Below are 18,735 nucleotides of genomic sequence, written 5' to 3'. Positions count from 1 at the left end.
CGACCCTGCCGCGGCTTGTCGTGAGTATTCAGTCGGGTTAGAACCCTAATTACCACTCACGACCCCGACCCGGCCCCGATCGCCGTGCCGCCCACGGCAATCGTCCGGCTGCCAGACACCAAAGGCCCCCACGGTGCTCTACGACCCAGCCTTGACGTAAGCCGTGAATGGCACATTGAGGGACTCAGAGTCCCTTAATGTGCCATCCACGGACTTCGGTCGAGCGGGGGCGGTCAGCGGGAGCGGCGACACGAAGGCCCCGACGGGGCGCTGCGGACGAGAGCAGCACCCGTTCGGGGCCTGAAGACGAAAGGACCGGCTCGCCGGTCCGCCCTCAGAGGGCGGACCGGTGGGCCGGACGCGTTCCCGCGTCCGCGACCTGCTCCGCGGTCGCACGGGCCGCCGCGTCGAGCAGCATCGAGAACCGGGGGTCGGTGCGGATCTCGCGGTGCCAGGCGACCTGCGTGAAGACCTGGAACGGCGCGGTCCACGGCACCTCGACCAGCCGGCCGTCGGCCAGCTCGGTGGCGACGCTGAGCCGCGGCAGCAGCGCGATGCCCAGCCCCGCGGTCAGCGCGTGCTTCACCGCGTCGATCGAGCCGAAGGACAGTGCCCGGATCCGGCTGTCGGCGGCACCACTCAGCGTCCGCTCGAACAGGCGCTGGTAGCCGCTGTCCCGGTGCGCGCACAGCAGCGGGTACTTCGCCAGCCGCGACGTCGGCACCGGCTCCCGGCCGAGCGGGCCGTCCGGGCCGGTGACCAGCACGAGCGGCTCCGGGCACAGCAGGGTCGAATCGGCCTTCGGCGAGGACTTGCAGACGTCGATGAAGAACGCGCAGTCGACGTCGGAGTCCCCGATCCGGCTCCACGGGTCCTCCTCCATCGGCCGGATCTCCAGCGCCAGCTCCGGGTGCCGCCGGTACAGGTACTCGATGATCGGCACCAGCCGGTAGGAGGCGAGCCCGCTGTCGGCGCCGACGCTCAGCGCGTCCCCGGAAGCGGCGCCCTCGAGCACCGTCTCCTCCGCCATCTGGCTCAGCTTCACGATCTTGTGGGCGTAACGCCGGAACCGCTGGCCGGCGGTGGTGAGCCGGATGAGCGCGCCGGTGCGGTGGAACAGATCGCAGGCGAGGTCGCGCTCCAGCTTCTTGATCCGGGCGGTGACCGTCGGCTGCGCCAGGCTCAGATCGCTGGCGGCCTTGGTGAAGCTCGACTGCTCGGCCACGTTGAGGAAGGTGGTGAGGGACGCGGTGTCCACGGGTCACCACCGATCCTGGCGAGCGGTGCGGGGGTCGATGCCCGCGCCGCGGCGAATGGTCCCTTCATCGATCGGGGTGGATTTTCGCGGCACGGCCTCTTCCCGCTCGCCGTGGTTCTGGTGAGAGGTGTCCGCCGTCAGTTGCCGGCGGCCTCTCCGGCCGGCCGTGCTGGCCGCCCTCCCGCAGTGGTCGAACTCGGTCCCGAACACGAAACCTCCTAGGTGCCGCCTACTCGCTGCCGGCACGAAACCCTTCACGACGAACGTCCCCCGATCGGCACCCTCGGCTCTTTCCGGCTCCGGGTGACCATTCGATAATTTCGCTCATGCCCTTGCCGAAAGTCCTTGTCAAGCGGCGGGGAACGGCCTTGGCCGACGCTCACCCGCTGGTTGACCCACTTCGGATACCACCCGTAAGTGGTCGGCAAACTGCCACTATCCGGCAAGGAAAACTGCTCGTTCTCACCCACCGTGGCCAGCTGAGAAATTGTCCTTCACCCCAAGAGAGCAACGCCGCTCCAGTTCCCGATTCGACCGCAGGCGGCCGGAGCAGTCCCTTTCCGACCAGCGGGTTCACGGACGCCCGGTGGTCGATCTTGCACTTTTAGGAATTGTTCTTCCATACGCGCCCGGCGACCACGGATCAGCCGAGCACCAGGCGCAGCAGAGCGCTCACGACGGCGGCGCCGACCATCGCGGTCAGGATGGACCGCTTGGTGGCCAGCAGGGCCACCCCGACGCCGACTCCCGCCAGCGCGGTGAGCGTCCGCATCGAGGACACGTCACCCGAGGCCGGCCACAGCAAGGTGACCACCAGCCCGGCCATGAGAGCCGGAGTCGCGCAGGTCAGCGCGTTGCGCAGCCAGGCAGGCAGTTCCCGCCCACCGGCGGCCAGCGGCACCACGACCCGCAACGTGAGCGCGGTGACGCCGAGCGCCAGCACGATCACCCATTGGTACGTCATCGCCGCACCCCCAGAGCCGCCCCCGCCACGGCACCGGCCGCCCCGGCCACCAGCACCGGGATACCCGGCGGTGCCCAGGAGACCAGCGCGGCCGCGACGAGGACGCCGAGGACGGCCAGGACCCACGCGCGCGTGGTCTTCAGGTGCGAACGCAGCAGACCGAGGAAGAACACCGGGTACGCGGCGTCCAGCCCCAGCCGTCCCGGGTCGCCGATGGCGTCGCCGAGGACGGCGCCCAGCGCGGTCCCGGCGGTCCAGCCGCACAGGCACAGCGAGCCGGCCACCCGCAGCGTGCGCAGGTCGTAGCGCCCCTCACCGCGGTGGGCGATGGCCCAGGAGCCATCGGTGATCAGCAACGCCGTCCCGGCCCGCGACCACGCGGACCCGGTCAGCGCCGGGGCGATCGTGGTGCCCATCAGCAGGTAACGCGCGTTGAGTGCGGCCGCCGCGCCGACCACGGCCCATACCGAGCCGTGCTGGCCGATGACGGCGACCGCGCCGTACTGGGCGCTGCCGGAGAACACCAGCAGCGACATGGCCACCGGGGCCAGCACGCCCATCCCGACCGAAGCCGCGAGCGCGCCGAACGCCATGCCGTCCGCCAGATCGGCCGCGGCCACCGGCAGCACCGGGCGCACGACCCGGGCCGGGGAGCGGGGTTCAGTGGTGGTTTCGGTCACGACAGCTCATCTCCTCGGACTCGTCAGGGGTTGACGTTACCAGCAAAGCCGAGTGCTGGTAACCCGAGCGAGTGACCGCACCGTCCCATAGGACATCTCCTCCCTCACCTGTAACTCACATAGCGAAAATGCTGGTAACGTGCCTGCCATGGTTCCCCGTCCCGCCGCACCGCCTCCGCTCGGCGTAGTCCAGCGCCTGGTCAACACCCGTGAACTGCTGGAGGACCGGGACGACCTGAGCACCCCGGCCGGCCTGGTGACGTGGGCCGATTCCGAAGGCCTGCCGTGCCCGGCCCGGCCGACGGAAGCGGATCTGACGCGCGTGCGCCGGCTCCGGGAGGCCCTGCGGCAGCTGCTGGGCCGCCCCGAGGGCGCATCGGCCGCGGTGAGCGCGCTCAACGGCGAGCTGGCCCGGACCGGCACCCGCCCCCTCCTGCAGGTTGACCCACCCAGCGCGGAGTTCGTCGGCGACGGCGCCACCGCCCTGGACACCGCGATCACCCGGGTGCTCGCTACCGTGGTCACCACCCGCCTGGACGGTTCCTTGCGCCGGCTGAAGACCTGCGCCGCGGAAGACTGCTTGTGGGCCTTCTACGACCGCTCCCCCAACGCGGTCAGCCGCTGGTGCGAGACGTCGGTCTGCGGCGCCCGGCACAAGATGCGCGCCTACCGGGCCCGCCAGGCCGCGAGCACCTCGGGCTGAGCCCGCCCGATGCCACGAGGGCGGACAAGACGCCCTGCGGATATCGCTTACGCCACCGGCAAACCGCTCCACGACCGGAGATCCGGCGCTCACCGCAGCCGGAATCCGCGACGCGCTGACGGCCTTTCCCGGACCCCGTCTGGGAAAGGCCGTCAGCGGGGCCGGAAGTGCGACCGGCGCGAATTCTCGCGCATTGTCCCCTCCATCGGCTGCCCGCTCGCGGGAATCGGCCCGGCTCGTCCGTTTTCGGCGATTCCCTGACGCGCCCACGGCCGCAGAACACCTATCGGCCCGTCAGAAAATTTCCGTCAGCCACTCGAAAGAGTTACCGTGGACGTCACCTGGAGGGAGCGGACCCATGACCCGTGTGACGCGCAGGAGGACTTTGCCGGCCCTGGTCGCCGTGGTGGCGCTGGCGGGCGCCATGGGCGCCGCTCCCGGGGCGGCCGGCCTGACGCCCCGGCAGCTCGCCGGCCAGCGGGTGATCTACTCCTACCCCGGCCTCACGCCACCGGACGCGCTCCTGCAGCGCATCCGCGCCGGCGAAGCGGGCGGCGTCATCTTCTTCGGCGAAAACGTCCAGAGCAGCCAGCAGATCGCCGGTGTCGTGCGGCAGCTGCGCGCCGCGTCGGCGCAGAGCCCGGTGTCCCGGCCACTGCTGCTGATGACCGACCAGGAGGGCGGCCAGGTGCGCCGGCTGCCGGGCGAGCCCGCCCTGTCGGAGAAGCAGGTCGGGCAGGCGGCCGATCCGGTGGCCGCCGCGACCGCCGCCGGCACCGGCGCGGGCCGCACCCTGACCGCGGCCGGGATGAACGTCAACCTGGCGCCGGTGCTGGACGTCTACCGCCAGGCCGGCAACTTCATCGACCGGTACGGCCGCTCCTACAGCAACGACCCGGCGGTGGCCGGGCGCCTCGGTGCCGCGGCCGTCACCGCGCAGCAGGCCACCGGCGTCGCGGCGACGGCCAAGCACTTCCCCGGCCTGGGCGCGGCCCCGGCGAGCGCGAACACCGACGTGGCACCGGTGACGCTGACCGTGCCGCTGACCGAGCTGCGCGCGAAGGACGAAGCGCCCTACCCGACGGCGATCCGGGCCGCGGTGGACCTCGTGATGCTGTCCTGGGCCGTCTACCCGGCACTCGACGCCGGACGCCCGGCCGGGCTCTCCCCGGTCGTCGTCCGGCAGGAACTGCGGCAGCGCACCGGTTTCTCCGGCGTCACCATCACCGACGCGCTGGAAGCCGGGGCCCTGAACGGCTACGGGACCACCGGCAACCGCGCGGTGCTGGCGGCCGGCGCGGGAACGGACCTGATCCTGGCCTCGGCCCGCGACGTCGCCCAGGGCGACAGCGCCGCCGACGCGCTGGCCACCGCACTGGGCAACGGCACCCTGCCGAGCGCGGACTTCACGGCCTCGGTCGACCGGATCTCCGCCCTGCGGAGCCGGTTGCCCTGACGCCGGCCAGCACCGGCCGGACGATGACCGGGAACGTCGGCACGGTCGTCCACTTCGACGGCAAGCGGGACAAGTACCTGGTGCGTGTCGACGCGGTCACCCAGAACAACTTTCCGGCGGCGGAGCTGGAGCGGTTCTCCGGCTGGCTTTCCCACTCGGCCCACGCGAACAGCGTGGCCGTGGTCAGATCTGCAATTTGCCGAATGCATATCGCGTTGACAGGCCTCGCCGGCACTCCGCTTTCGGGCGGAAAACGAATGCCGGACCAGGCCATCGGACGGGCGAACAAGTCACAAAGCCGCGCCGCCCTGACTCCCGGAAGAATTAATCAGATTGCTCCGAACGGGCGTACTCATCACCGTCGCGGACACATAACGTCACCTGCCTACGCAACGGACTGCCACTACGCGAAGCGAGCCTTCGCGCCCCGGGCACGTCGATTGCCGCACTCGAACGTGATCGCCCGACAGGAGAACCCCTTTTCATGACGATCGACCTGGCGTTGAAAGAAGCGATGAGCATTCCCGGCGCCGTCGGCGCGACACTCGTCGACTACGAGAGCGGGATGTCGCTCGGTTCGGCGGGCGGTGGCGACTGGCTCGACCTGGACGTCGCCGCGGCCGGCAACACCGAGGTCGTCCGGGCGAAGCTGCGCGTGATGGCCTCCCTCGGGCTCGACGACGCCATCGAGGACATCCTCATCACGCTCCACCGCCAGTACCACGTGATCCGGCCGCTGTCGGCCCGCGGCAACTCGACGCTGTTCCTCTACCTCGTGCTGGACCGCGAACGCGCGAACCTCGCGCTCGCCCGGCACAGCCTCAAGCGCATCGAGATCAGCCTGTCCGTATGAGCGGTACCGACATCCACAGCCAGCACTTCAGAGCGCCGCTGCCGATCCGCAAACCGTCCACCGCGACCACGAGCCCACCGCCGGAACGGGCGGTCACGAGCCCGCCGCCCGACTCGGGCCGGACCCTCGAGGTGCTGCGCACGATCCGGGGCCAGGTCGACCAGGTCGCCGGGCTGCTCATGGCCACCCACGACGGCCTGGTCCTCGCCGACGACACCGACAGCGTCGAGCCCGACAGCGTGGCCGCCATGTCGGCGGCGGCCATCGGGCTCGCCGCGCAGTTCACCGCCCAGGCGGGCATCGGCGAGTCACGCTGCGCGATGTTCGAAGGCAGCTCCGGCTACGTCTGTGTCTTCCCCGTCGAAGCGTCGCTCCTGCTGGTCGTGTTCGGCCAGCCGGACATCACGATGGGGCTGTTCACCCTGGCCGCCAAACAGGCGCTGACCCTGTTGCGGCACATCTCCCTGGCGCCGGCCGGGTCGCGCCCCGCCGGGCCGGCACCGGAGTAGACACCGGCTCAGGACCAGGCGATCTCGCCGCTCCGGGCGACGAACCGCCCGGAGCCGGCGCCGGGCTTCTCGGTGGCCAGGCCGACGACGGCGTCGGTGCCCTCGGTGACGGTCTGCGGGCCGCTGTGGCCGTTGAGGTCGGTCGCCGTGTAGCCGGGGTCGGCGGCGTTGACGCGGATGCCAGGAAACGCTTTCGCGTACTGCGTGGTCAGCATCGTGAGCGCCGCCTTCGAGGCGGTGTAGAGCGGGGCGACGACCCGGGACTCGGCGCGCGACGGGTCGTGGGTGAGCGCGAGGGAGCCCATCCCGCTGCTGACGTTGATGATCACCGGGTCGGCCGACCGGCGCAGCAGCGGCAGGAACGCGGTGGTCGTGCGGACCACGCCGGCGAGGTTGACGTCGAAGACGCCGAGGGCGTCGGCGCCGGTCAGGCCGGTGGGGTCGCCGGCCGGGCCGTGGACGCCGGCGTTGTTGATCAGCACGTCGATCGCGCCCTCGTGCGCGGCGACGTCGGCGGCCGCGGCGGCGACGGACGCGTCGTCGGTCACGTCGATGGGCACGAACCGCGCGCCGACCGCGGCCGCGGCGCGCGCACCCGCCTCCGGGTCGCGGGCGCCGGCCAGCACGGTGTGGCCGGCCTCGACGAGGCGGCGGGCGGTCTCGCGGCCGAGACCCTTGTTCGCTCCGGTGATGAAGGTGATCGTCATGCGGTCGATCCTCTCCCCCGCTGCGCGCGGCCGGCCAGTGACGCCTCGACGGTAGGAACAGCGGTACCACCCTCGACGCCGGGTCCGGCGGCCGTACTCGGGGAGGATGGGGGCATGACCACGACACCCGGGACCGGGCTGGGCGCGATGATCCGCACCTGGCGGGATCGGCTGCCCCCGTCGGCCGCGGCGCTGCCGGTGGGCCGGGCCCGCCGCGCGGCCGGGCTGCGGCGCGAGGAGCTCGCCGACCTCGCCGGCCTGTCGGTCGACTACGTCGTGCGCCTGGAACAGGGCCGGGCCACCACGCCGTCGGTGCAGGTGGTCGCCTCCCTCGCGCGGGCCCTGCAGCTTTCGACCCCCGAACGGGATCACCTGTACCGGCTCGCCGGTCTCACCCCGCCGGCCGGCGGCACGATCTCCGACCACATCCCGCCCGGCGTCCACCGCGTGCTCTCCCGGCTCGGCGACGTCGCGGTCGCGGTCTTCGCGGCCGACTGGCAGCTGGTCTGGTGGAACCGCGGCTGGGCCGCGCTGCTGGGTGATCCGGCCGCCGCGGAGCCCCGCCTGCGCAACTTCGCCCGCGACCGGTTCCCGCTCGGCGCGGGCCCCACCTGCCTCGCCCAGTGGCCGGTGACCGAGCTCGACAGCGCCACGACCGACCTCGCCGTCGTCGCCGACCTGCGGCGCGCCACCGGACGCTTCCCGCACGACGCCCGCCTCGCCGGCCTGATCCGCGAGCTGACCGCGGGCAACCGGCGGTTCGCGCGGCTGTGGGCCACCGGCGCCGTGGCCGCCCACCGCGAGGACGAGAAGACGATCGACCACCCCTCGGTGGGACCGATCGAGGTGAACTGCGACGTGCTCGGGGACGGCGACACCGAGCTGAAGATCGTGATCATGACCGCCGTCCCCGGCAGCCCCGCCGAGACCAAGCTGCGCCTCGCCGCGACCACCGGGCCGCCGAGCCGGGAGCGGGCCGCACCGGCCAGGCGGTGAACCCGGCCGGTGCGCACCTCACCGGCGGGAGACGACCGCCGCGGACGTGCCGCCGTCACGGCGGGCCGGTTCGCCCGCCGCGAGGACCCGGCCGTGGGGCAGGAACTCCAGCCCGGCCGCGACGCCGATGTCGCCGACGTCGGTGAAGCTCTGGCCGAGCGCCTCGAGCCCCGCCGTGGTCGGCTGCGCGATGAACGCCGCCTCGGCGTCCGTCGTCGCCGCGTTGCGCTGGGACGCGCGAGGGGCGGCGATCGCCTGCGGCAGGCTCATGCCCAGGTCGATGCGGTTGACGAGGATCTGCAGGACGGTCGTGATGATCGTCGCGCCGCCCGGGGAACCGACGGCGAGGAACGGCTTGCCGTCGCGCAGCACGATGCTCGGGGACATGCTCGAACGCGGCCGCTTGCCGGCCGCCGGGAGGTTCGGGTCGGGGGCGGTGCCCTGGGTGGGCGCGAAGTTGAAGTCGGTCAGCTCGTTGTTGAGCACGAACCCGCGGCCGGGCACGGTGATGCCGCTGCCGGCCTGCTGCTCGATCGTGTTCGTGTAGGACACGACGTTGCCCTGCTTGTCGGTGACGACGAAGTGGTTGGTGTGGTTCTCGTTGCCGTCGGCCGACGCCGCCGGGACGCTCTTGCAGCCCTGCGGGTGGTACGGATCGCCCGGCGCGACGGGGCTCTGCCCGGCCCGGGCCGGATCGATCTTGCAGGCCCGGGTCGCCGCGAACGACCGCGACAGCAACTGCTGCTGGGGGACGTCGACGTAGCGCGCGTCGCCGATGTAGCGGTTGCGGTCGGCGAAGGCGAGCCGGCTGGCCTCCAGGTAGTGGTGCAGGGCCTGGACGGTGGACATCTTGCCGAGGTCGAAGTTCTGCAAGATGTTCAGCGACTCGCCGACGGTGATGCCGCCGCTGGAGGACGGGGCCATGCTGTAGACGTCGTAGCCGCGGTAGTTCACGTGTGTCGGCGCGGCGTCGAGCGCCCGGTAGGCGCGCAGGTCCGACAGCTGCATCGGGCCGGGGATCGGCGTGATGGTGGCGTTCTTCGCCAGCGGCAGGTGCTGGACGGTGTTCACCAGGTCCCGGCCGACCGGACCGCCGTAGAACGCGCCGATGCCTTCGCGGCCGATCTGCCGGTAGGTGGCGGCGAGGTCGGGGTTGCGGAAGACCGAGCCGGCGGCCGGTGCCTTGCCGCCCGGGAGGAACAGCTTCGCGCTCGAGCTGAACTGGCCCAGCTTGGCCGCTTCCTCGGTGGTCTGGTTCGAGAAGGCCGGGTCGACGACGAATCCGCGGTCCGCCACCTGTTCCGCGGGGCGCAGGTTGTCCGCCAGGCTGAACCGGCCCCAGTTGTCCAGGGCCCGCTGCCACGTCGCGAGCATGCCGGGCACCCCGACGGACCGGCCGCTCTCGACGGCGGTTTCGAACGGGTAGGGCTGCCCGGTGGCCGGGTCGATGAACATCTTCGGGCCGTCGGCGGCGGGCGTCGCCTCGCGACCGTCGATGGTGGAGATCTTCTTCGTGTGGGCGTCGTAGTAGACGAAGTAGCCACCGCCGCCGAGCCCGGCGACGTAGGGGTCGGTGACCCCGAGGGTGGCGGCCACGGCGACGGCGGCGTCGGCCGCGGTACCGCCCCGGCGCAGGACGTCGATTCCGGCCTGGGTGGACTCGGGGGTGTTGGAGACGACCGCCCCGCCGGACCCCACGGCCACGGCCTGTTTCGGCGGCTGGGGCCGGGCCTGACCGGGCGCTGCGGCCCCGGTCAGCACCAGGGTGGTGACGACGCCGACCGTGAGGACTGATCGGACTGTGCGCATGAGCGTCCCTTCTCCGGGACGAGTGACCACCGCCCTGGTGACCACGCTGTCCGGAAGCACCACCGCAGGTCTAACACCGGTGCGAGGGAAAGAAAATGGGCTTGAGGAAGACTTGGTGATTTCCGGAGTACCCGGCCGTGGTGGACCCCGCACCGGTCACCGTGATAGAAGTAGAACCTGTTTCACTTTTGGCCACCGGTGCTTGGAGGTGCGCGGATGAGCGTCCCGACCGTGACCGAACTGCTGCTGGCCCGCGCCGCCGACGAGCGTCCGGGCCTGCGGTTCGAGGACGAGAGCTACACCTGGGCCGAGCACGTCCGGGCTTCGGCCCGCCGCGCCACCGACCTCCGGGCGACGCTGGACTGGGACAAACCGCCCCATGTCGGCATTCTGGCCGACAACGTGCCGGCGTTCTCCGTCCTCCTGGGCGCCTGCGCGTTCGCCGGGGCGGTGCTGGTCGGGCTCAACCCCACCCGCCGCGGTGAGGCCCTCGCGCGCGACATCCGGCTCGCCGACTGCCAGTTCGTGGTCACCGAGCGGAAGTACCGGCCCCTGCTGGCGGGACTGGACCTCGGCGGGATCGGCGTGCGGGACCTGGAATCGTGGCCGTCGGCGGACGCGCCGCTCGATCCCGTCCCCGCGGCGGCGGACGACCTGCTCATGCTGATCTTCACCTCCGGCACCAGCGGCGACCCGAAGGCCGTGCGCTGCACCCACGGCAAGATCGCGTTTCCCGGCGCGATGCTCGCCCAGCGCTTCGAACTGTCCACAACGGACACGGTCTACGTCACGATGCCGATGTTCCACTCCAACGCCATCATGGCCGGCTGGGCGGTCGGGCTCGCGGCGGGCGCGGGCATCGCGCTGCGCCGCCGGTTCTCCGCGTCCGGCTTCCTGCCCGACGTGCGGAAGTTCGGCGCGACCTACGCCAGCTACGTGGGCAAGCCCCTGTCCTACGTGGTCACCACCCCGCCACGTCCGGACGACGCGGACAACCCCCTGCGTCTCGTCTACGGCAACGAAGGCGCGAGCGCCGACCTGGCCGCGTTCGAGAACCGCTTCGGCTGCAAGGTCGTCGACGCGTTCGGCTCCACCGAGGGCGGCGTGGGCTTCGCCCGCACCGACGACACCCCGGCCGGCTCCCTCGGCCGCCCGGCCGGCGACGTCGCCATCCTGCACCCGCACACCGGCCGGCCGTGCCCACCGGCCGAGTTCGATCCCGACGGCCGGCTGACCAACGCCGGGGAAGCCGTCGGCGAGCTGGTCAACACCACCGGCGCCGGCTGGTTCGCCGGGTACTACCGCGACCCCGGAGCCGACGCGGAACGGCTGCGCGGCGGCCGGTTCCACACCGGCGACCTCGCCTACGCCGACGCCGCCGGGTTCTGCTTCTTCGCCGGGCGGCTCGGCGACTGGCTCCGCGTCGACGGGGAGAACCTCGGCACCGCACCGATCGAGCGCATCCTGCTGCGCCACCCCGCGATCACCGACACCGCCGTCTACGCGGTGCCCGACCCGGTGACCGGAGACCAGGTGATGGCCGCCATCGTCACCGGCGGCACGCCCCTGGACCCCGCCGAGTTCGGCCGCTTCCTCGCCGGCCAGCGCGATCTCGGGCCCAAACAGGTGCCCCGGTACGTACGCACGGTCCGGGAGCTGCCGCGGACGTCGACGTTCAAGGTCGTCAAGCGGCAGCTGTCCGCCGAGGGCCTGACCGGCCCCGACGTGCTCTGGGAGCGCGCGGGGCGGGACATCGCCTACACTGAACTATCCACTGTGGACAATCCCGTGTGAGGTCAGCCGACGTGCAGGATGGCCGGGTCACCGGTCTGCCCCCGCGACGGCAAGCGGTGGACAAGACGGTCCTGCCGGACTCCGGGCCGCCCGGCCTCGTGCCGGGCGGCTCCGCCTTCACGGCCACGATCGACGTCGGCTACTTCGACCAGGGCACCGGGACCTGGAACGTGCAGGACTGCGCCCCGGATACTGAGCCCCGGCGGTGACCACCACATGGCCGGACCGTGAGCCGCCGAGTGGCCCAATCCGTGAATTTCCGCCCGGCTTCCGGCGGGACGGTGCTAGCTTCCGTCCGTCATTCGCCCGAGCGAGGTGTACCAGTGACCGTGACCCTGCACGCGGACAAGTTCGCTGCCTACCTGCGCATGTTGAAGGACCGCAGCGGGCAGGGCTACGAACGTCTCGGCCGGCGGGCCGGGGCCAGCGGCTCCAGCCTGCACCGGTACTGCTCGGGCCAGAGCGTGCCCGCCGACTACCGCGTGGTCCACTCGTTCGCCAAGGTCTGCGGCGCGTCCGCGGAGGAACTGCGCGAACTGCACCAGCTGTGGGCCCTGGCCGACGCCGGCCGGGTCGAGGAAGCGCCGGCGGAGCCCGCCGAGGCGCCGGTCGTCCCCGCGACCGCGCCGCCGACCGCCGCTGCGGACGTCACGCCGCGACGTAGACGCGGGTACGCGGCACTGGCCATCGCGATCATGATCCTGCTGGCGGGCGGCCTGGTCTGGGTCACCGCCGACGGGTCCGAGCCGCCCGCCGGCCGGTACGCCGACCGGGTGCTGTTCTCCCCGGCCTGTCAGCCGCCGGTGAGCATGGGCCAGCACGACGAGTGCGTCACCGAGGTGCAGAACCTGCTGGTCGCGGCCCAGGGGCGGCTCTCGGTCGACGGCTCGTTCGGCCCGGAGACGCTGCGCCGGGTCACCGCGTTCCAGGTGCTGGCCGGCGTGCCCGCGCGCGGCGTCGTCGACGAGGCCACCAAGAACGCGCTGTACGACCACCGGACCAGCCTGGCGGCCTGGTCGGGGCCGGTGGTGGAGCAGCGGATCCGGGCCGTGTTCACCGAGGCGCCGGACACCGCGGTCGCGATCGCCCGCTGCGCCTCGTTCCTCGATCCGCTGTGGGTGCTACCGAACACGAACGGCAGCCGCAACTGGGGGATCTTCCAGATCTCCGACGCCCGCCTGCTGGACCTGGGCGGCACGCCACGGCAGGCGTTCGACCCGGTCTGGAACATCGACGCGGCGCACCGCCTGTGGAGTGCGCACCACGACTTCCGCGACTGGCCGTCCTGCTCGGCAGCCCTCCAGGCCCCCCGGTCGCACTGAGCGCGCGCGACGCCGGGCCGAGCGTCGGTGCAAGCGCTCGTCACGCCCCTCCCGGAACGGCCGACACACCGACGGCAGCGGGCACGGTCCGGGGATCCTGGCGCCGGAAACCCCCGGGGCCGGGGTTTCCGGCGTCAGACCCCCAGCGCCGGTCAGACCGTCCCGTTCTCCCACCACCACGCGCGGCCGAGGTCGGCCCGGCTGTCCACGTGCTGGTGGTCGGTGTTGTAGGTCTCCAGGCCGGAGAAGCCGCTGGTCTCCGCCTTCTGGTAGACGGTCTTGTTGGCCACGCCCGGCACGTCCAGGTCGGCCGCGGTGCCGTACATGTGCATGCTGTCGCTGGCGCCGCCGATCTCGGCGTTGTGCGCGATGCTGCGGAACCCGGAGTTCACCGTGATCGGCTTGTTCCCGAGCTTCTTGCGCACCGCCTCCAGCTTGTACATGCAGCGGCGGGCGTTCTCCTTGGCGGTGGCCGCGCTGACCTTGCCACCGTTGAAGGTGCCGCTCACCCGGTCGGTGAACTCGCTGAAGTTGAAGTGCGCGGTGGACCCGTCGCTCTGCTCCAGCGCGTTGAGCGCGCTCTGGGTGGCCGGGCCGGCTTCGCCGTCCGCACCCAGGCCGTAGGCCGCCTGGAACCGGCGGACCGCCGCGGCCGTGCCGGGGCCGAACTCGCCGTCGATCGAGACCCGGCTGTGGCTCGCCGAGTCGGCCGTCCAGCCCGCCACCCGGATCTGCAGTTCGGTGACGTCGGCGCCCGTGCTGCCCTCGGCCAGGGTGCGGGACCACGGGTACGCCTGGGCGATGCCCGGCAGCAGGAGCGGGCTGACCGCGACGGCGGTGCCGATCACCGCCGCGCTGCGCAGCAGCGTCCGACGGCTCATGGAGAGACTCATTCTCGTCCTTTCCTAGCGGGGATTTCCGGCGGGGATTCAGCGGTTGGCGAGCTGGTCGAGATCGGCCTGGGTGCCGTTGAAGACGTCCCCGGTCGCCGGCGCGGGGATGCCGTCGGGGATGGCCGCGTCGGTGTACTGCCACATCAGCCAGGTGCTCGACCCGGCGGGCAGCGCCGGCTGCGTGACGGACTGGCGGTAGTCGGCGAGCTGCATCGGATAGGCCGCGAACGCCGTGGTGCCGCCCAGGCAGGCGTCCAGGAACGACTTCTGGGTGTAGATGATCGGGGTCCGGCCGAACGCCGCCTGGACCTTGTCCAGCCACGCCTTGGCGTCGGCGACGGTGACGTACGGCGGGCAGCCGCCGGAGCCGTCGTCCTTCCACTCCAGGTCGAACACGGGCGGCAGGTCACCGGCGCGCTTGCCGGTGTACCCGGTGGCCCGCACCGCGGCGATGAACCGGTCCGCCTGCGCGCCGCCGGTGCCGGCCGTGGTGCCCGTGTAGAAGTGGTACGGCCCCACGGCCAGGCCGGCGGTGCGGGCGGCGGGCAGGTCCGTGGCCAGGTACTCGTCGGTGGTGTTCAGGCCGCGGGTCGCCTTCACGGTCGCGAACTCGACGCCGGACGCCTTCACCGCGGCCCAGTTGACCGGCGCGCCGCCGGGGTGCTGGTACTTCGCCGTGTCGACGCCGTCGATCGGGCGCCCGGCGGGCTTCGGCGGCACGCAGTAGGCGTTGCGGCTGGACCAGTCGGCCACCTTCGCCCACGTGGTGGGCCCGGCGACGCCGTCGGCACTGGCGTTGACGCAGTGCTGGAACTGGATCACCCGGTTGCGGGTGCCGTCACCGAAGTTGCCGTCCACCGTCAGCGGCGGGTAGTGCCCCGGTTCCATGGCGAGGTTCAGCCGGCACTGGAGCTCCTTGACGTCCGTGCCGGACGAACCGCTCTGCAGGGTCGGGCGGGCCGTGGAAAGGCCGCACACCACGCTCTGCGCGGCGTCCGATGTGCCCTGGGTGGCGCATTTCTTCGGCCGCGCGGCCCACGAGTTCAGCGCGGCCCAGGTGTTCGGCCCGATCTGGCCGTCCACGCTCAGCGCGGCGCACCGCTGGAACACGCGCACCCGGGCGTCGGTGGCCGCGCCGAAGGAGCCGTCCGCGCCGATGGGCGTGTACTTGCTCGCCTTGGTCGCCAGGTTCAGTTCGCACTGGGCCTCGGCGACCTCGGTGCCGGTCGCCCCTTGCTGCAGGGTCGGCTGGGCGGTGGTGTGCCCGCACACCGCAACGGGTTCGGCCGCGACTGTGGCAGCGGCCGCGGCGGGGAACACCAGCAGCACCGCGACGACCAGAGCGAGTCTTTGCATGGCGATCAGGCTGGCAGTGCCCGCCCCCGCCGGTCGCGGTCAGCGACCGACTCGGGACGCCGGGACAGTCCCATCCCACCGGACCAGCGGGAACGCCACCCCCGTGGGACACCGCTGGGACGCCGTCCCGGCCCCGGCGGCCTGGGTCGGTCCGGATCACGGTGTCCGGCGGCCGCGGATCGACGTCAGCGCGGCGGGCCGACGATGACGTTCCCGAACTTCTCGGCCGCCTCGGCCATCCGGTCCGGGGAGATCTCGAAACCGTCGGGCCGGGGTTCGGCCCGGTCGCGGCCGGCGTGGCGGAACATGCCCTCGATGCCCGCCGGGGTGTTGATCACCAGCAGGTCGGCCTTCGCGGACGTGATGCGGTAGGCGTGCGGGATGTTCTTGGGCAGGAAGACGATGCCGCCCTCCGCCAGCTCCATCTCCTCCTCCCCCACCCAGACCAGCGCGGTGCCCTTGATGAGCATGAACACTTCGTCTTCCCTGGTGTGCAGGTGGAACGGCGGCGCTTCGCCCTTCTCGACGTCGAACCGGCCGACCATCAGCTGGCCGTCGGTGGCCGCGCTGTCGAGCAGGATCGACAGCGTGCCGCCGTCGAGCCACTCCAGTTTCTGCTGCTGGTCGGGCTGGGCGAGGTAGGCCATGCTCATCGGTGGCTCCGTTCGAAGCGGACGGGTGCGGACTGGACGGTCAGCGGGAACCGAGGACACGCAGGCGGTCGGCGACCGCGCGGCGGGCGACGTCGGTGTCCCAGGCGAAGGTCTCGAACTCGTGCGGCACCCCGGGGTGCAGGTGGAACTCCACGTCGACCCCCGGCCGCGCCGAGCCGCCGGGCGTAGTCGAGGTCCTCGTCGCGGACGTCACGTAGGTCCTTCTTCCCGGCACTCGCAGGCCTTAAACGGACGATATCGTCCGTCTAACAGCCTGTCAACGGCGCCCCGGACCGTCGAGCTGCGATGATCGGTGCCGTGACCGAAGAACAGGACAAGGTCGTCCGGCGCCGGGGGCCACGACGGGACGCGGCCGACAACCGCGACCGGGTCCTGGCGGCCGCCGCCGTCGCGGTCCGCCGGGAAGGGACCGCGGTCCCGATGGCCACCATCGCGGCCGACGCCGGGGTCGGCGTCGGGACGGTCTACCGCCACTACCCCTCGCGGGACGCGCTGCTCGGCGCGTTGACGCACCGGTCCTTCCAGCTCGTGCTGGACACCGCCCGCCGGGCCGCGGCCCTCGACGGACCGGCGCTCGAGGGAATCCGCTTCTTCCTCGAGCGGACCATCGAGCACGGGCGGGACCTCGTCCTGCCGATGCACGGCGGCCCGGCACCCGGCGACCAGGCCACCGTCGCGCTCCGGAACGAAGCCCACCGGACGCTGGGCGCGATCCTCGAACGAGGGCAGGACGACGGCACGATCCGGCCCGACGTGACCAGAGCCGACATCGTCGGTTTCGGCGCGCTGCTGGCGCAAGGCCTGCCCGACGTCCCGGACTGGAAACCCACGGCCCGCCGCCAAGCCGACATCTACGTCGCCGGGCTCCGGAACCGCTGACCGTCGGAAGATCACGCCGTTGACGCCTTCGGCGACGGAAACTTACGATGCGTCCACAGCCGCATACACAGGGGGAACCGATGACGGTCAAGCGCGGGTTGACGGTGGCGACGGTCCTGAGTGCCGTGGCGGTGCTCGCCGGAGGTGCGTCCGCGATCGCGGCGCCGGGCGGCCCGGCCCGGGCGTCCTGCACCTATCCGGCCGACGTCCTGGACCTGCGCAACTGGTACGAGGGCCTGCCGATCGGCGAGGCCGAGAACTCGAAGAACGTGAAGCAGCCCGAACTGGCGACCTACCGCGCCGACCCCTGGTTCACCACGACGGCCGACTGCACCGGCGTGCGGTTCCGGGCCGCGGTGAACGGCGTCACCACGAGCGGGTCGGGCTACCCGCGTTCGGAACTGCGCGAGACCGACGGGTCGAAGAACGCGAGCTGGTCCTCGACCTCGGGCACCCACACGATGGTGGTCAAGGAAGCGATCACGCACCTGCCCGAGGACAAGAACCAGGTGGTCGCCGGCCAGATCCACGGCTCCGACGATGACCTGACCGTGTTCCGCCTCGAAGGCAGCAACCTCTACGTCACCAAAGGCGACGACACCCACTACAAGCTCGTCACCGGCACCTACCAGCTCGGCACGGAGTTCGAGGCCAAGTACGTCGTCTCCGGCGGGAAGGTCAAGGCGTACTACAACGGTGCCCTGCAGACCACGATCTCCCAGAAGTTCAGCGGCGCCTACTTCAAAGCCGGCGCCTACACGCAAGCCAACTGCGACAAGTCCGCGCCGTGTTCGGACGCCAACTACGGCGAAGTGGTCATCCACGCCCTGACCGTCACCCACGCGAACTGAAGGCGGATCACGACTTTCCGGCGACGGCTGCCCTCAGCGGCCTGTCAGTGCTCCGGCAGCTGACGGCGTTCGCGCAGGCGGGCCAGGTCCTCGCGCATGTCCGTGGGCAGGAGCTCGGCCATCTGCTCGGGACGCAGCGGCAGGTCGAGGAGGCTGAGCTTGACCCGGCTGCGCCGGGCGTGGCGGCCGGGATCCAGGCGGACGACCTGGGCCGCGTCCGGGCGCAGGGTGGCGGTAAGCGGGGTGGCGGGCTCGAGCGGCCGCCAGGCGTTCCCGTCGACGCGCAGCATCGGCGGCGCGCTGCGGGTCGTTCCACGCAGCGTGACGACGTCGCGGGCCGGCAGCACGATCGAGCGGCTGACGCCCGACATCGACGCGACCGGGGTCACCGCGAGCACTTCCGCCGCCGGGGAGATCACCGGTCCGCCGGCGGCGTAGTTGTAGGCGGTGGAGCCGGTCGGGGTGCTCAGGATCAGGGCGTCACAGCGGTAGTACCCGAACTGCGCCCCGTCGACCAGCAGGTCGACCTCCACCGTCGCGCCGGGCTCGGCCCCGCCGACGACGACGTCGTTGAACGCGACCGCGGCCGCGTCGCCCTCCGCCAGCGCGATGCAGCTGTGCGGCTCGACTTCGAAGTCCCCGGCGTGCACCCGCTCGATCGCGCCGACCAGCTCGGCCGGCGCGATCTCGACCAGGAAGCCGACGTTGCCGTAGTTCACCCCCAGCACCGGCACCGGCCGCTCGACGGCCAGCCGCATCGCGCCCAGCATCGTGCCGTCCCCGCCGAGGCTGGGCGCGGTGTTATCGGGCCGCGAACCCCTCGTCGGACACCACCGCCACCCCGGCCCCGACCTGCGCGGCGTCGGTCTCCCGCACCACCAGCTCGACCCCGTGCCGCTCGGCGAACGAGACCAGCACGTCGACCGAGTCGCGCACCGGCTTCCGCGGGTGCGCCACCACGCCGACGCGGGTGATCCCTAAATCTGCCATGAGGATCATTCTGGCCGCCCGGTGCCGGGAACGCTCGAGCG

22 protein-coding genes are annotated in these 18,735 nt (G+C 72.0%); 11 read left to right on the top strand and 11 right to left on the bottom strand.

The features are described from left to right. Positions 1-334 precede the first annotated feature (334 nt). The 3 genes from ACLJQZ_RS31165 to ACLJQZ_RS31155 form a co-directional block, all read right to left on the bottom strand. Positions 335-1,258, bottom strand: coding sequence for a LysR family transcriptional regulator (locus tag ACLJQZ_RS31165; RefSeq protein ID WP_410623409.1), 924 nt, complete (start codon positions 1,256-1,258; stop codon positions 335-337). A 643-nt stretch (positions 1,259-1,901) separates the two neighbouring features. Further along, positions 1,902-2,222 carry an AzlD domain-containing protein gene (locus ACLJQZ_RS31160; protein WP_410623408.1) on the bottom strand — a complete coding sequence of 107 codons (321 nt, stop codon included), beginning with the start codon at positions 2,220-2,222 and terminating at the stop codon, positions 1,902-1,904. After that, positions 2,219-2,902, bottom strand: a complete 684-nt coding sequence (locus tag ACLJQZ_RS31155) for an AzlC family ABC transporter permease (protein ID WP_326952478.1) — start codon at positions 2,900-2,902, stop codon at positions 2,219-2,221. Before ACLJQZ_RS31155 ends, ACLJQZ_RS31160 begins: the two co-directional genes overlap by 4 nt. Before the next feature lie 148 nt (positions 2,903-3,050). Here ACLJQZ_RS31155 and ACLJQZ_RS31150 point away from each other — a divergent pair, with 148 nt between their 5' ends. The 5 genes from ACLJQZ_RS31150 to ACLJQZ_RS31130 all read left to right on the top strand — a co-directional run bounded on the left by ACLJQZ_RS31150 (position 3,051) and on the right by ACLJQZ_RS31130 (position 6,423). Further along, the gene (locus tag ACLJQZ_RS31150; protein WP_410623407.1) at positions 3,051-3,605 is read left to right on the top strand and encodes a CGNR zinc finger domain-containing protein; all 555 of its coding nucleotides are present in this window, start codon (positions 3,051-3,053) and stop codon (positions 3,603-3,605) included. 358 nt (positions 3,606-3,963) lie between these two features. Next, positions 3,964-5,061, top strand: coding sequence for a glycoside hydrolase family 3 N-terminal domain-containing protein (locus ACLJQZ_RS31145; protein WP_410623406.1), 1,098 nt, complete (start codon positions 3,964-3,966; stop codon positions 5,059-5,061). A 23-nt stretch (positions 5,062-5,084) separates the two neighbouring features. Next, positions 5,085-5,549 carry a hypothetical protein gene (locus tag ACLJQZ_RS31140; protein ID WP_410623405.1) on the top strand — a complete coding sequence of 155 codons (465 nt, stop codon included), beginning with the start codon at positions 5,085-5,087 and terminating at the stop codon, positions 5,547-5,549. After that, the gene (locus ACLJQZ_RS31135; protein WP_247052939.1) at positions 5,546-5,914 is read left to right on the top strand and encodes a hypothetical protein; all 369 of its coding nucleotides are present in this window, start codon (positions 5,546-5,548) and stop codon (positions 5,912-5,914) included. The genes ACLJQZ_RS31140 and ACLJQZ_RS31135 overlap by 4 nt, the downstream gene beginning before the upstream one ends. Beyond that, positions 5,911-6,423 (top strand): roadblock/LC7 domain-containing protein, encoded by a 513-nt coding sequence (locus tag ACLJQZ_RS31130; RefSeq protein ID WP_410623404.1) that lies wholly within the window; start codon positions 5,911-5,913, stop codon positions 6,421-6,423. The genes ACLJQZ_RS31135 and ACLJQZ_RS31130 overlap by 4 nt, the downstream gene beginning before the upstream one ends. A gap of 8 nt (positions 6,424-6,431) precedes the next feature. Here ACLJQZ_RS31130 and ACLJQZ_RS31125 read toward each other — a convergent pair whose 3' ends face one another. Continuing rightward, positions 6,432-7,130 carry an SDR family NAD(P)-dependent oxidoreductase gene (locus ACLJQZ_RS31125; protein WP_410623403.1) on the bottom strand — a complete coding sequence of 233 codons (699 nt, stop codon included), beginning with the start codon at positions 7,128-7,130 and terminating at the stop codon, positions 6,432-6,434. Between the two features lie 114 nt (positions 7,131-7,244). Here ACLJQZ_RS31125 and ACLJQZ_RS31120 point away from each other — a divergent pair, with 114 nt between their 5' ends. Next, complete coding sequence (locus ACLJQZ_RS31120; RefSeq protein WP_410623402.1) at positions 7,245-8,126, top strand: helix-turn-helix transcriptional regulator; 882 nt, start codon at positions 7,245-7,247, stop codon at positions 8,124-8,126. 18 nt (positions 8,127-8,144) lie between these two features. On the opposite strand, the gene ggt is transcribed toward ACLJQZ_RS31120, so the two are convergent. Next, positions 8,145-9,935, bottom strand: a complete 1,791-nt coding sequence (ggt, locus tag ACLJQZ_RS31115; RefSeq protein WP_410623401.1) for a gamma-glutamyltransferase — start codon at positions 9,933-9,935, stop codon at positions 8,145-8,147. Positions 9,936-10,151: 216 nt separating this feature from the next. Between ggt and ACLJQZ_RS31110 the strand changes: the two genes are divergently transcribed. The 3 genes from ACLJQZ_RS31110 to ACLJQZ_RS31100 all read left to right on the top strand — a co-directional run bounded on the left by ACLJQZ_RS31110 (position 10,152) and on the right by ACLJQZ_RS31100 (position 13,051). Then, positions 10,152-11,729 (top strand): long-chain-fatty-acid--CoA ligase, encoded by a 1,578-nt coding sequence (locus ACLJQZ_RS31110; RefSeq protein WP_410623400.1) that lies wholly within the window; start codon positions 10,152-10,154, stop codon positions 11,727-11,729. Positions 11,730-11,740: 11 nt separating this feature from the next. Beyond that, positions 11,741-11,938, top strand: coding sequence for a hypothetical protein (locus ACLJQZ_RS31105; protein WP_410623399.1), 198 nt, complete (start codon positions 11,741-11,743; stop codon positions 11,936-11,938). A gap of 114 nt (positions 11,939-12,052) precedes the next feature. Continuing rightward, positions 12,053-13,051, top strand: a complete 999-nt coding sequence (locus tag ACLJQZ_RS31100) for a helix-turn-helix domain-containing protein (protein ID WP_410623398.1) — start codon at positions 12,053-12,055, stop codon at positions 13,049-13,051. 152 nt (positions 13,052-13,203) lie between these two features. Here ACLJQZ_RS31100 and ACLJQZ_RS31095 read toward each other — a convergent pair whose 3' ends face one another. The 4 genes from ACLJQZ_RS31095 to ACLJQZ_RS31080 form a co-directional block, all read right to left on the bottom strand. Then, positions 13,204-13,932 (bottom strand): D-Ala-D-Ala carboxypeptidase family metallohydrolase, encoded by a 729-nt coding sequence (locus tag ACLJQZ_RS31095; RefSeq protein ID WP_410623397.1) that lies wholly within the window; start codon positions 13,930-13,932, stop codon positions 13,204-13,206. Positions 13,933-13,980: 48 nt separating this feature from the next. Further along, positions 13,981-15,300, bottom strand: a complete 1,320-nt coding sequence (locus ACLJQZ_RS31090; protein WP_410623396.1) for a GH25 family lysozyme — start codon at positions 15,298-15,300, stop codon at positions 13,981-13,983. 185 nt (positions 15,301-15,485) lie between these two features. Continuing rightward, positions 15,486-15,953 carry a cupin domain-containing protein gene (locus ACLJQZ_RS31085; RefSeq protein WP_326950658.1) on the bottom strand — a complete coding sequence of 156 codons (468 nt, stop codon included), beginning with the start codon at positions 15,951-15,953 and terminating at the stop codon, positions 15,486-15,488. Positions 15,954-15,993: 40 nt separating this feature from the next. Continuing rightward, positions 15,994-16,167: a hypothetical protein gene (locus tag ACLJQZ_RS31080; RefSeq protein ID WP_410623395.1), complete on the bottom strand. Its 174-nt coding sequence runs from the start codon at positions 16,165-16,167 to the stop codon at positions 15,994-15,996. Between the two features lie 104 nt (positions 16,168-16,271). Between ACLJQZ_RS31080 and ACLJQZ_RS31075 the strand changes: the two genes are divergently transcribed. Together ACLJQZ_RS31075 and ACLJQZ_RS31070 are read left to right on the top strand one after the other, a co-directional pair. After that, positions 16,272-16,853, top strand: coding sequence for a TetR/AcrR family transcriptional regulator (locus ACLJQZ_RS31075; RefSeq protein ID WP_410623394.1), 582 nt, complete (start codon positions 16,272-16,274; stop codon positions 16,851-16,853). An 80-nt stretch (positions 16,854-16,933) separates the two neighbouring features. Further along, complete coding sequence (locus ACLJQZ_RS31070; RefSeq protein WP_410623393.1) at positions 16,934-17,704, top strand: polysaccharide lyase family 7 protein; 771 nt, start codon at positions 16,934-16,936, stop codon at positions 17,702-17,704. Between the two features lie 44 nt (positions 17,705-17,748). Here the strand turns inward: ACLJQZ_RS31070 and ACLJQZ_RS31065 are convergent, their stop codons facing one another. Together ACLJQZ_RS31065 and ACLJQZ_RS31060 are read right to left on the bottom strand one after the other, a co-directional pair. After that, a complete protein-coding gene (locus tag ACLJQZ_RS31065) occupies positions 17,749-18,474 on the bottom strand; it encodes an NAD(+)/NADH kinase (RefSeq protein ID WP_410623392.1) in 726 nt (241 codons plus the stop codon). A 31-nt stretch (positions 18,475-18,505) separates the two neighbouring features. Next, a complete protein-coding gene (locus ACLJQZ_RS31060) occupies positions 18,506-18,694 on the bottom strand; it encodes a hypothetical protein (RefSeq protein WP_410623391.1) in 189 nt (62 codons plus the stop codon). Positions 18,695-18,735 lie beyond the last annotated feature (41 nt).

Origin of the sequence: Amycolatopsis sp. cmx-8-4 (assembly GCF_046548675.1) — a bacterium.
GTDB lineage: Bacteria > Actinomycetota > Actinomycetes > Mycobacteriales > Pseudonocardiaceae > Amycolatopsis.
The sequence above is the reverse complement of the archived record's forward strand: the minus strand, read 5'-3'. Positions and strand labels throughout refer to the sequence as shown.

Coding starts and splice junctions, on each gene's coding strand:
- ACLJQZ_RS31060 (WP_410623391.1), bottom strand. CDS start 18,694: ATGGCAGATTTAGGGATCACCCGCGTCGGCGTGGTGGCGCACCCGCGG.
- ACLJQZ_RS31085 (WP_326950658.1), bottom strand. CDS start 15,953: ATGAGCATGGCCTACCTCGCCCAGCCCGACCAGCAGCAGAAACTGGAG.
- ACLJQZ_RS31070 (WP_410623393.1), top strand. CDS start 16,934: ATGACGGTCAAGCGCGGGTTGACGGTGGCGACGGTCCTGAGTGCCGTG.
- ACLJQZ_RS31160 (WP_410623408.1), bottom strand. CDS start 2,222: ATGACGTACCAATGGGTGATCGTGCTGGCGCTCGGCGTCACCGCGCTC.
- ACLJQZ_RS31135 (WP_247052939.1), top strand. CDS start 5,546: ATGACGATCGACCTGGCGTTGAAAGAAGCGATGAGCATTCCCGGCGCC.
- ACLJQZ_RS31145 (WP_410623406.1), top strand. CDS start 3,964: ATGACCCGTGTGACGCGCAGGAGGACTTTGCCGGCCCTGGTCGCCGTG.
- ACLJQZ_RS31065 (WP_410623392.1), bottom strand. CDS start 18,474: ATGCTGGGCGCGATGCGGCTGGCCGTCGAGCGGCCGGTGCCGGTGCTG.
- ACLJQZ_RS31090 (WP_410623396.1), bottom strand. CDS start 15,300: ATGCAAAGACTCGCTCTGGTCGTCGCGGTGCTGCTGGTGTTCCCCGCC.
- ACLJQZ_RS31140 (WP_410623405.1), top strand. CDS start 5,085: ATGACCGGGAACGTCGGCACGGTCGTCCACTTCGACGGCAAGCGGGAC.
- ACLJQZ_RS31095 (WP_410623397.1), bottom strand. CDS start 13,932: ATGAGCCGTCGGACGCTGCTGCGCAGCGCGGCGGTGATCGGCACCGCC.
- ACLJQZ_RS31150 (WP_410623407.1), top strand. CDS start 3,051: ATGGTTCCCCGTCCCGCCGCACCGCCTCCGCTCGGCGTAGTCCAGCGC.
- ggt (WP_410623401.1), bottom strand. CDS start 9,935: ATGCGCACAGTCCGATCAGTCCTCACGGTCGGCGTCGTCACCACCCTG.
- ACLJQZ_RS31125 (WP_410623403.1), bottom strand. CDS start 7,130: ATGACGATCACCTTCATCACCGGAGCGAACAAGGGTCTCGGCCGCGAG.
- ACLJQZ_RS31110 (WP_410623400.1), top strand. CDS start 10,152: ATGAGCGTCCCGACCGTGACCGAACTGCTGCTGGCCCGCGCCGCCGAC.
- ACLJQZ_RS31120 (WP_410623402.1), top strand. CDS start 7,245: ATGACCACGACACCCGGGACCGGGCTGGGCGCGATGATCCGCACCTGG.
- ACLJQZ_RS31130 (WP_410623404.1), top strand. CDS start 5,911: ATGAGCGGTACCGACATCCACAGCCAGCACTTCAGAGCGCCGCTGCCG.